A 9,644-nucleotide genomic window follows, 5' to 3' on the forward strand; every position below is an offset into this window, starting at 1 on the left:
ACCCCTTTTCATTAAGTCTTTACTCCTAATTATAGGGAACAATAAATACAAATGCTATACAAAAAAGGGGCTGTCCCAAAAGTCAGTGGAAACTGACTTTTGAGGCAGCCCTGTTTTTATGCACAAAAAAATCGCCTCATCCGATATAATGTAAGTGACCAAACCAACATTACGGAGGCGATTTTTTATGAGCAGCACAAAGGCTACTTTTATTGATTATACCATGGGACAGCTGATTCTTCCAATGGACTACAGTGAATTGATTCCAGAAGACCATGTCGTGCGTGTGGTCAGCGGCATGATCGACGAGCTGGATGACGACCTTTTTTTCCAGGCTTACAAAGGAGGCGGCCGGCCTCCTTACCATTAAGAGGCTTTTGAGACAGCCCCTTTTTTTTATTGAAGCGGCGGAATATAATGATTCAGCCGCAGGATACCGGTGACATATTGATAGTAAAGTGCTTTTTCCGCAAAGGCGGAAGAAGGCTTTATATCAAGTTCAATGACAGACTTCCCGGCTCTTTGTGCGGCTTGCTCAAAAAGACGGTATCGTTCATTCGGTGTTTCAATTGGATAGGGTATTCCTTCCCGGCATATGTAAATGGGCTGAAAGTCACCAGGCGTAGTCGGCTTTAACACGACGGCGCATGATGTCACATTCCGGTTCGCCATTTTTGCATGCAATGCGAGAAAATGCATCACACGCTGTTCGGAACGCCCTGCAATATCAAGCAGTTCATATAAATCGGAGTATCCTTCACCAAGTTCGATAAATCGTTGAATCAATGTCATGCCTCCATTCTCTTTCTTCTATTATACAAATAATTTTATCCTGTTCACGTGATTTCAACAAATTTCATCGTCATATTCGACAAAATTTGATATGATGAAAGTGAGTCATCATTCCTAAAGGAGGCGGACAAATGAATGAAAAAGGTCCTGTTATTTAGTTTGTCACTGCTCGTTGTCTCCGGTGTATTATTAACGATACAATGGATTGGCTACGAAAAATTATCAGAAGAATCTGAAAATATTCTTTCCGCACAGGAAATTGAAGTAGATGTAAAAAAAGATGGTATTTTTATAAATCAGACAATCCGCTCTTTGCCGGAAAATGAAAAATTAGCCGTGAAGCTCCCGGCAGACGCGGTGAATATCTCATGTTCAAAAGGAGACAAATGTGACATTGGCGGCCAGTCCGGAGCAATTGAAGCGGCCGGCAGCGAAGTGACAATCCGCTACAGTCTTCAGAAACCTGCATCTGCTGATTTCTTTTTGCTGAATAATTGGCATGCTGTTTTGACGGATACAACGATGACATCCACATCATTAATGATAACGGATTATACAAAACGAGGAGGCGAGTGGGTGTCTTCACTTGCTCAAACGGGAGCGGAACAAATGTCGATGATTGACTTTTACTCATTTGAAGGGAAATCAGCGGCACCGGTACTGTATTGGCAAAAAACACCGCTCGTCAAAACAACGGTGCCACGGTTCTTAACCGTTTACAGCAAAGCAAAAGTGGATGCTTCCACTGCTTCCTTTACAGTTCCATTTTCCCAAGATGAAGTCAAACCTCATACAGTGATCATTGATCCAAATGTCAAACCGGCAGAATTTAACGGATTAACCTTTGTTCAAAATATAGACGGCCTGAAGGCGATTCGAAGTCAGATCATTAATGATTATGCGGCACAGCATTTTATTTTTCCGGAAAATGAAAAATGGCTGACTTCATTTATTGCGGTCTCTTTATATAATTCACAGCCTGTTTTTGCGAAAGCGGTAAAGATGAAGGAAATGATTGCAGCCAGCTTGTCAGAAACAGAGAAGTCGGAATGGACAGCGCAATTAAAGCGTCTAAAAGGGAAAGAAGTGAGTGCGGAAAAGCTGGATGAGCTTTTAGGTTCCGTAAAAGGAGAAGATACAGACTTTTTTAAGCTGAATTTAAAAAGTGATATGCCCGTTTCACCGCTTGTATTTTTTGATGGCCGTCCGGTTACCGTTGAAGGAAAAGAAGCTGCGTTTCATATGACAAAGAAAGAGGGTCTTCTGTATGTGCCGGTGCAGGATGCCGCTGCTGCACTCGGATTTACGGTGCAGGAGCTGTCAGGCGGTCAGGAGCTGCTTATGAAAAAAGAGTTTGAAACGTACCGGTTTTATTTAAAGGAAAATCGTGTTTTACTCAATGAACGTAATTATGCCCTTTACGGCAGTGCGCTGCAAAATATAAACGGCACCATATATATTGATAAAATCTGGTTTCAAAAAATCTTTTTAGTCGAAGTACAGGAAAGTCCCGGGCAGATTAATCTTCAGTCTTACGGATTGTAAACCTTGTCGAATGACGACAAGGTTTCTTTTTTTGTTATGTAGATTCACCTGCTGGTTTATGATACCATAAACGAAGAAAAACGAATGGCAGGTTATAATAGGATGAGAATTATTTCTGGAATGAAAAAAGGACTGCCGCTGAAAGCAGTACCGGGCAAAGATACACGGCCTACAACTGATAAAGTGAAAGAATCTATTTTTAATATGGTTGGTCCTTATTTTGACGGCGGCACCGCACTTGATTTATTTGCGGGTTCCGGCGGGCTTGGGATTGAAGCGCTCAGCCGTGGATTTGACCGGGCCATATTCGTTGACCGGGATATGAAAGCGATTCAAACAGTAAAAGAAAACGTGCGTTCAGCCGGATTCAATGAAGCAGCGGAAATATACCGCAACGAAGCGGACCGTGCACTAAAAGCTGTTTTGAAGCGTGAAATTGTCTTTGATGGTATTTTTCTTGATCCTCCTTATAAGAAGCAAAAGCTTGAGTCTATGCTTCAGTTTATCGGGGAACACTCTTTGCTGTCAGCGGCCGGATTTATTATGTGCGAACATGGTTCAGATGTATCGCTGCCGGATACTGCCGGACCTTTTGAACGAGTACGGTATGAAACGTATGGAATGATTTCCGTTTCGATTTACAAATGGGCGAATGATGGGGAGGAATAATCATGGCGAGTGTGGCAGTCTGTCCGGGCAGTTTTGACCCGGTTACGAACGGACATCTTGATATCATTCAACGGGGTGCCAAAGTATTTGATAAAGTATATGTCGTTATTTTAAGCAATTCGTCAAAGAAACCGCTGTTTTCGGCAGAGGAACGGGCGGAATTGATCCGTAAAGTGACCGCTCACATTCCGAATGTGGAAGTGGATCATTATCAGGGCCTTCTTGTGGATTATGCAAAGGAAGTAAACGCCAATGCGATTTTGCGCGGATTAAGGGCTGTATCTGATTTTGAGTATGAGATGCAGATCACCTCGATGAACCGTGTTCTTGACGATCAGCTGGAAACGTTTTTTATGATGACCAATAGTCAATATTCATTTTTAAGCTCGAGTATAGTAAAAGAAGTAGCGAAATATGGCGCGGACATTTCAGAACTTGTTCCAAAAGCGGTCGAAGAAGCTCTGAATCAAAAACGGCTGACAGGACCAACGGCATAAAAACAGCTGGCACGAAAGAAATTAATTTCTTTTGTGGCGGCTGTTTTTATATTGAAAAACGAGCAAAATAGAAGAAAGAGCCAAACATAAAACGGTCATTGTCATGCCATTCTCAGGTGAAATGGCGGAAACAGAAACAGGTGAGGCGGCGGGATTGTTCGATGTAAGCAGGAACGTGATTAAAACGGCATAGATACTATGAAGCACGCGAGCGGCAAAGAAAGGGGTGTACCGGATATCCGTTTTACTTAAGATGGATACAACTTGAGCGTGAACACTAAAACCGCTGAACGCTAAAATAAAGCTGATTGTCATCAGGATAACTTCAGAGCTTCCGCTCATCCCCGATGCCTGTTTTGTCCCGGCAGTAAGCTCAATCAGTCCTGAGACAAGCGGCGCGGTTAATGACGGGGCCATTCCTGCTTTTGAAAGCAGAAAAGAAACAGCGGCAAAAACGCCATTTATTTTCAGCAATTCTGTTATGACCGAAAAAAAGATGATAAATCCGCCGACGAGCATCAGCGTCTGTACGGAGGAAATGACGGCATCGGCAATCAATGTCCCAAATGCCCGTCCATCTTCTTTACGCGCCAATAAAAACGATTGAACCGCCCCGGTTGATTTTGTCTCGGAAACAGGAGTCTGGCTTCCGTAAAAGCGCATCGTAATGCCAACGAAAAAAGCAGCACTGTAGTGGGCAGCAGCAAGTAAAAATCCAAACCCGGGATTTTGAAGAAATCCGCTGGCGACAGCACCTAAAATAAATAATGGATTGGAGGAGTGGGCAAATGCCACAAGCCGCTCCGCTTCGATTTGTGAGATCATCTTGTCGTTCCGGAGACGGGCTGCAAGTCTCGCCCCTGTTGGATACCCTGAAGCCAGTGAAAGGATCCAGGCCACTCCTGCCGGGCCGGGAAGGCGAAAAAGAACACGCATGATTTTTTCTGTAAGGGCGCCGAAAAAAGCAACAACACCAAGTCCCAGGAGCAGCTCGGTTAAAATAAAAAAGGGGAGAAGCGACGGGAAAACGGTTTTCCACCACATATCCATTCCCAGCCTGGCTGCGTTTAATCCATGATCCGGAAAGGAAAGGAGCCCTGCGGTCAATAACGTAACGATGACAGCGGCAAAAGATGCCTTCCATGTAACAACATTCATGAACAGAATCCTCCCGAGCGTCAATGCAGTTTTCTTGCTTTTTTTTGTACAATAAAAAAAGGGTCTGTACGAAAGGATATGCGTGGTGCGTCAGAATAGAATGAACATAGGGTGACTTGGAGGTGTATTCATGGCAGCTGAGCCCAAAATTGGCCTGGCACTTGGGTCAGGAGGCGCGCGCGGATTTGCTCATATTGGTGTCTTGAGAGTGCTTCAGGAAGAAAATATTCCGGTTCACATCATTGCCGGCAGCAGCATGGGCGCGCTCGTTGGGGCATTATATGGAGCCGGACACAATATGGAGCAATTATACAAATTGTCTACCGCTTTTCAGCGTAAATTTTTTCTGGACTGTATTGTACCGAAGATGGGTTTTATTGCTGGACGGAAAATAAAAGACTTTATTCGTCTGTTTACGCATGGTAAACGAATTGAAGATTTAAACGTTCAGCTGGCCATTGTCGCCACTGATATACAGGCTGCGGAAAAAGTCGTTTTTACAGAAGGACCGATTGCAGAAGCGGTGCGGGCGTCTATTGCAATACCCGGTGTATTTGTTCCAGAGAAAATCGACGGCCGTCTGCTCGTGGATGGAGGGGTGATCGACCGCGTTCCGGTATCAGTCGCCAAAGACTTAGGGGCAGATATTGTCATTGGTGTGGATGTCGCGTCTGTCAAGAAGAATGCGGAAATAACGACTATTTTTGACGTGATTATGCAAAGTATTGATATTTTGCAGCTTGAAATTATTGAAAGCAGAACACTTGCGTCGAATATGATGATTCGGCCGCCTGTTAACAGTTATAATTCACGCGCTTTTACTCATATTCCGGAAATCATCGAAGCCGGTGAGCAAATCGCACGTGAACATGTTGAGGCGATTAAACAGTTGATTTCTGCATGGAAGGAAGAACAAAAGTGAAAAATAAACGAACAGCGGTCACTTATATTTTGTTGATCATTATCATTGCGGCCGCCTTTATTCCGCTTCCGTACTATATTACAAAGCCTGGTGGTGCGCATGAACTTGATCCGATCGTTCATGTGGAGGGCGGTGACGAAAATGATACTGGAACATTCATGCTGACCACGATTCGAATGGGGCCGGCCAACATTTATTCATCCATTTGGGCGTACTTCAGAGAATTTGAGGAAATATTGCCGAAAGAAGACGTGCGCTACCCGCATGAATCGGATAATGAATATAATGTCAGACAGTTTCATTTAATGGATACGTCTCAGCAAAATGCAATCACGGTTGCCTTTGATGAAGCCGGCAAATCGTATGACTGGACATACAAAGGCGTGTATGTACTTGGTGTATTTCCCGGCATGCCGGCAGAAGAGGTCCTTGAAGCCGGAGACCGCATTACAGAGATTGATGGAAGAGAATTGAAAGAATCGAAAGAAATGACGAATTATGTACAGTTAAAAAAAGCGGGAGAGACAGTGACGGTGACCTACAACCGGGATGATCAGGAAAAAAAGGCTGAAATTAGCTTGAAATCTTTTCCGGAGCTCGGTGGAAAATCAGGTCTTGGCATCAGTTTGGCCGATGACCGGACGCTGGAAAGTGATCCGGAAGTGACACTTGAAGCGGAAGAGATTGGCGGACCATCAGCAGGGCTGATGTTCAGCCTCGAAATTTATGATCAGCTGATGGAAGAAGATATGGCTGCCGGGCGACGGATTGCCGGCACCGGAACGATTGAGGCAGATGGAACGGTAGGCCGTATCGGCGGTATTGAGCAAAAAGTGGTAGCGGCGGACCGGGCGGGCGCTGAAATCTTTTTTGCACCGGATGACGAGCTGCCCGATGAAATGAACGGCGTTCCGACAAACTATGAGGAGGCAAAAAAAGCGGCTGCAGAAATAAAGACCGACATGGATATTGTGCCGGTCAAAACATTTTCTGACGCTGTCCATTATTTAAGTAGTCTGACGGCTTCAAAGTAAGAACGGCGGCGCTGAAAATTCCTGATCAAGCAGCTGCCCTGTGTAGGAAGAAGGGGCAGACGGTAGGGTCGCATAAACACGAGCTGCTTTTATATCGAGGGCAAGCATATCCGACCCAGCGGCTGTCCGGGATAACAGCGGTATTGTCATCTCTTTTTTGATGGATCGAATATAGGCGCGGCCGTTTTGGGTCATGCCGAGCAAGCGTATAAATGAAACAGCTGAGGCTTCTTTATCCATTTCTTCCTTCGTTGTATTGGTTAATATATGCGTCATCATGCGCTGCAGCCTTGTCCAAGTGTAACGCTTCGTCTTTACTCGTTCCATAAAAGAAGAGAATGAAGAACTTTTTATGGCCGCTTCCACAAGTCTTGGACCAATGCCTTCCTCAATCTCATAAATGGTGTTCAGTTCATCTGCCTGTATGGAAAGAAGACGGTATCGAAGTAACGGCCAATACATTTCCCATGAATGAATCCGTCCATTTTGGCTGTGTTCTGTTAAAATGGACTGGACAGATGAAGGCAAAAAGGCATCTGCCTGTTTTTGGTCAAGCAGTAATGTGCGAACGGCTGTAGCGCTGGCAATAGAACCGGAAGCCTGCTGATCATGATAACCGGCTCCTTTCCGAAAAATGGTCATCGGCTGCATCGGACCGCTCAGTTTATTATTGGCTTTCACATAATGAAAGCCGAGAATGTTATTTGGTTTGGAAAGATCAAGCGGCAGTGGATGACCGGAAAAGATTTGATCTCTTGCCAGCGTCTGTGCGGCGGGATAACTGCTTCCTTTTTTCATCCATAATCGGACAGATTCATCCAGTGCCTCTTTATGCTCATCCAGGCGGGCGGCTGTTTGAAGAAACGGTTCGATTTGGCCGTCCTCACTGCCAAAACAAAATGACTGGCATTTTAAATGATGCAGGATTTGGATGGCGCCTGAAGCAAATGTTTCTGCTTTTTGTGTTGAAAACGCGTAAGGCAATTCGACAACAATGTCAACCCCGTTTAGAAGCGCCATCTTTGTGCGTGTCCATTTATCTACCAATGCAGGCTCGCCGCGCTGCAAAAAAGAGCCGCTCATTACAGCGATGATCACATCTGCATTTGATTGGCGTTTTGTTTCGTTTACATGATAAAGGTGACCATTGTGAAACGGGTTATATTCGACGACAATACCGGCTGCGTTCATGAAAAAATTCCTTTCTTAACAAGAATGTATATCCATTTTCAAAGATACGGTTAAAAAAGTCAAACCGGCATTTCACTGTAAAGAAAATATATTGACATTCTATCAGGAGAGGGCTATAATTACTTTTGTTGCCTTGAGGTGATTAAATGAAATGGTCCATAATTCAACTGCAAAAATACCGCGAACGCGGTCTTGAAATCGATGAACAAGTCGATTTATCCGAACTGACAACACTTGAAAACGATATTCGCCGCATTTCACCTGTTCATGTAACAGGCCGCGCGGATATACGGCATGACCAGGTTGTTTTCCATGTGAAAGCAACTGGGGAAATGATTGTCCCATGTTCACGAACGCTTGTTGACGTAACGTACCCGTTTGACATTCCGCTGACAGAAACGTTTCTTTTGAAACCGGAAGAAGGCATGTCATATGAAACGGATGATGTTCATCTGCCGGAAGGAAATGTGATTGATCTCCGTCCGATCTTAGAAGAAGCGATCATCCTGGAAGTGCCTATGCAAATATTCAGTGAAGATGCAGACAAGCATGTTGTGCAGTCAGGAAAAGATTGGGCGTTTTTTGAAGAAGAAGACGAGCTTCCTGAAAAAGAGAAGCCGGCTATTGATCCCCGTTTAGCGGGACTTCAAAACTTCTTTACGTCTGATGAAGAGTAATTGAGAAGTACAGCTATTCTGGCTTCATATAGTTTTTATTCCTTTAAGGAGGTGTATATCACATGGCAGTACCTTTTAGAAGAACATCCACTACACGCAAAAACAAACGCCGTACGCACTTCAAATTGCAAGTGCCGGGTATGGTTTCTTGCCCGAACTGCGGTGAAATGAAATTGGCGCACCGCGTGTGCAAAGAATGCGGAACATATAAAGGCAAAGAAGTCGTCAGCAAATAAGACTTTTGAATCTTTCAAAAAAGGCGGAGAGACCATGGCTCTCTGCCTTTTTTGTTCTTGTTTTTTTATTTATGAAAGCGCTACAATAGAAGCGGGAGGAGGCGTGCTCCAATGGATTATCATATTCGGCTGGATACTCAAAGCGGGATTTTATTGTTTACCATTTCGCGGCAAGACAGACGTAATGCGGTTAATTATGGCGTGATTAAGGGGCTGAATGAAGCGGTTGAACGGGCAAAGCAGGACGATGTACGGGTGCTTGCCGTGACAGGAGAAGGAGACCGGGCTTTTTGTTCGGGAGGCGATTTGTCAGTGTTTCATTCGCTGCGCACTGAAAAGGAAGCATACGCAATGCTGTCAAAAATGGGTGCTGTGCTGTATGATTTAGCCACACTTCCGAAACCGACTGTGGCCTTAATGAATGGAACGGCCGTAGGAGGAGGCTGTGAGATCGCTGCGGCATGTGATTACCGCATTGCCCGGGATGGCGTGAAAATGGGATTCATTCAAGGAAATCAGGCGATTACGACCGGCTGGGGCGGAGGTACGCTTTTAATGGAACGTATAGAGACGCGGTTTGCTTTCAAAATGCTGTCGGAAGCGGCTGTTTTTCGTGCGGAGCAGCTTGAAGGTTTTGGTTTTATTGATCGGGTGCATGAAAGAGCTGGAATGGAAGAAGCAAAGCGCTTTTTTGAACATGAATTGGCGATTCACAGCACGGTGCTTACGGCGTACAAAAAAATATTGACCGCAAAATGGGAATCAAGCGGTCTTAAAGAAAGAATGGAGCAGGAAATTAGACAATGTGCGATTTTATGGGAACAGGAAGCGCATCATGAGGCCGTGGCGGCATTTTTATCAAAAAAATAAAAAAGAGTTGTCTCATTCAATTGTGAAGTGATCCCGAAAAGTTAGACAGGTTA

Annotated in this window: 11 protein-coding genes and 1 pseudogene; 9 read left to right on the forward strand and 3 right to left on the reverse strand. The window is 44.6% G+C overall.

The window, feature by feature from the left end:
• Window positions 1–187: 187 nt before the first annotated feature.
• Window positions 188–367 (forward strand): annotated as a pseudogene (locus BTO30_RS14695) (IS5/IS1182 family transposase); the annotation flags it as partial.
• 29 nt (window positions 368–396) lie between these two features.
• On the opposite strand, the gene BTO30_RS14700 reads toward BTO30_RS14695, so the two are convergent.
• A complete protein-coding gene (locus tag BTO30_RS14700; protein ID WP_075399471.1) occupies window positions 397–786 on the reverse strand; it encodes a DUF7147 family protein in 390 nt (129 codons plus the stop codon).
• Between the two features lie 141 nt (window positions 787–927).
• Between BTO30_RS14700 and BTO30_RS14705 the strand changes: the two genes are divergently transcribed.
• The 3 genes from BTO30_RS14705 to coaD all read left to right on the forward strand — a co-directional run bounded on the left by BTO30_RS14705 (window position 928) and on the right by coaD (window position 3,503).
• Window positions 928–2,337 (forward strand): stalk domain-containing protein, encoded by a 1,410-nt coding sequence (locus tag BTO30_RS14705; protein WP_075399462.1) that lies wholly within the window; start codon window positions 928–930, stop codon window positions 2,335–2,337.
• A gap of 102 nt (window positions 2,338–2,439) precedes the next feature.
• On the forward strand, window positions 2,440–3,006 hold the full coding sequence (rsmD, locus tag BTO30_RS14710) for a 16S rRNA (guanine(966)-N(2))-methyltransferase RsmD (protein ID WP_075399463.1): 567 nt from the start codon (window positions 2,440–2,442) through the stop codon (window positions 3,004–3,006).
• A gap of 2 nt (window positions 3,007–3,008) precedes the next feature.
• Window positions 3,009–3,503 carry a pantetheine-phosphate adenylyltransferase gene (gene coaD, locus BTO30_RS14715; RefSeq protein WP_075399464.1) on the forward strand — a complete coding sequence of 165 codons (495 nt, stop codon included), beginning with the start codon at window positions 3,009–3,011 and terminating at the stop codon, window positions 3,501–3,503.
• Between the two features lie 21 nt (window positions 3,504–3,524).
• On the opposite strand, the gene ylbJ is transcribed toward coaD, so the two are convergent.
• Entirely contained in the window at window positions 3,525–4,661 is a 1,137-nt protein-coding gene (ylbJ, locus tag BTO30_RS14720; protein ID WP_075399465.1) for a sporulation integral membrane protein YlbJ, read from the reverse strand.
• A gap of 130 nt (window positions 4,662–4,791) precedes the next feature.
• On the opposite strand from ylbJ, the gene BTO30_RS14725 reads away from it, so the two are divergent.
• Together BTO30_RS14725 and BTO30_RS14730 are read left to right on the forward strand one after the other, a co-directional pair.
• Complete coding sequence (locus BTO30_RS14725) at window positions 4,792–5,583, forward strand: patatin-like phospholipase family protein (protein ID WP_075399466.1); 792 nt, start codon at window positions 4,792–4,794, stop codon at window positions 5,581–5,583.
• The gene (locus BTO30_RS14730; RefSeq protein WP_169829361.1) at window positions 5,562–6,617 is read left to right on the forward strand and encodes a SepM family pheromone-processing serine protease; all 1,056 of its coding nucleotides are present in this window, start codon (window positions 5,562–5,564) and stop codon (window positions 6,615–6,617) included. Before BTO30_RS14725 ends, BTO30_RS14730 begins: the two co-directional genes overlap by 22 nt.
• Here BTO30_RS14730 and BTO30_RS14735 read toward each other — a convergent pair.
• Window positions 6,609–7,808: a nucleotidyltransferase gene (locus BTO30_RS14735; protein ID WP_075399468.1), complete on the reverse strand. Its 1,200-nt coding sequence runs from the start codon at window positions 7,806–7,808 to the stop codon at window positions 6,609–6,611. The genes BTO30_RS14730 and BTO30_RS14735 overlap by 9 nt on opposite strands.
• 146 nt (window positions 7,809–7,954) lie before the next feature.
• Between BTO30_RS14735 and BTO30_RS14740 the strand changes: the two genes are divergently transcribed.
• The 3 genes from BTO30_RS14740 to BTO30_RS14750 all read left to right on the forward strand — a co-directional run bounded on the left by BTO30_RS14740 (window position 7,955) and on the right by BTO30_RS14750 (window position 9,591).
• Window positions 7,955–8,485 (forward strand): YceD family protein, encoded by a 531-nt coding sequence (locus BTO30_RS14740; RefSeq protein ID WP_075399469.1) that lies wholly within the window; start codon window positions 7,955–7,957, stop codon window positions 8,483–8,485.
• A gap of 62 nt (window positions 8,486–8,547) precedes the next feature.
• On the forward strand, window positions 8,548–8,721 hold the full coding sequence (gene rpmF / locus BTO30_RS14745; protein WP_073711095.1) for a 50S ribosomal protein L32: 174 nt from the start codon (window positions 8,548–8,550) through the stop codon (window positions 8,719–8,721).
• A gap of 111 nt (window positions 8,722–8,832) precedes the next feature.
• The gene (locus BTO30_RS14750) at window positions 8,833–9,591 is read left to right on the forward strand and encodes an enoyl-CoA hydratase/isomerase family protein (RefSeq protein ID WP_075399470.1); all 759 of its coding nucleotides are present in this window, start codon (window positions 8,833–8,835) and stop codon (window positions 9,589–9,591) included.
• The last annotated feature ends 53 nt before the right edge of the window (window positions 9,592–9,644 follow it).

Origin of the sequence: Domibacillus antri, assembly GCF_001936625.1 — a bacterium.
GTDB lineage: Bacteria > Bacillota > Bacilli > Bacillales > Domibacillaceae > Domibacillus > Domibacillus antri.

Bases quoted from the DNA above. Each gene is read 5' to 3' on its own strand.
- BTO30_RS14705 (WP_075399462.1), top strand. From the start codon at position 928: ATGAAAAAGGTCCTGTTATTTAGTTTGTCACTGCTCGTTGTCTCCGGT.
- ylbJ (WP_075399465.1), bottom strand. From the start codon at position 4,661: ATGAATGTTGTTACATGGAAGGCATCTTTTGCCGCTGTCATCGTTACG.
- coaD (WP_075399464.1), top strand. From the start codon at position 3,009: ATGGCGAGTGTGGCAGTCTGTCCGGGCAGTTTTGACCCGGTTACGAAC.
- BTO30_RS14735 (WP_075399468.1), bottom strand. From the start codon at position 7,808: ATGAACGCAGCCGGTATTGTCGTCGAATATAACCCGTTTCACAATGGT.
- BTO30_RS14750 (WP_075399470.1), top strand. From the start codon at position 8,833: ATGGATTATCATATTCGGCTGGATACTCAAAGCGGGATTTTATTGTTT.
- BTO30_RS14730 (WP_169829361.1), top strand. From the start codon at position 5,562: ATGGAAGGAAGAACAAAAGTGAAAAATAAACGAACAGCGGTCACTTAT.
- rsmD (WP_075399463.1), top strand. From the start codon at position 2,440: ATGAGAATTATTTCTGGAATGAAAAAAGGACTGCCGCTGAAAGCAGTA.
- BTO30_RS14725 (WP_075399466.1), top strand. From the start codon at position 4,792: ATGGCAGCTGAGCCCAAAATTGGCCTGGCACTTGGGTCAGGAGGCGCG.
- rpmF (WP_073711095.1), top strand. From the start codon at position 8,548: ATGGCAGTACCTTTTAGAAGAACATCCACTACACGCAAAAACAAACGC.
- BTO30_RS14740 (WP_075399469.1), top strand. From the start codon at position 7,955: ATGAAATGGTCCATAATTCAACTGCAAAAATACCGCGAACGCGGTCTT.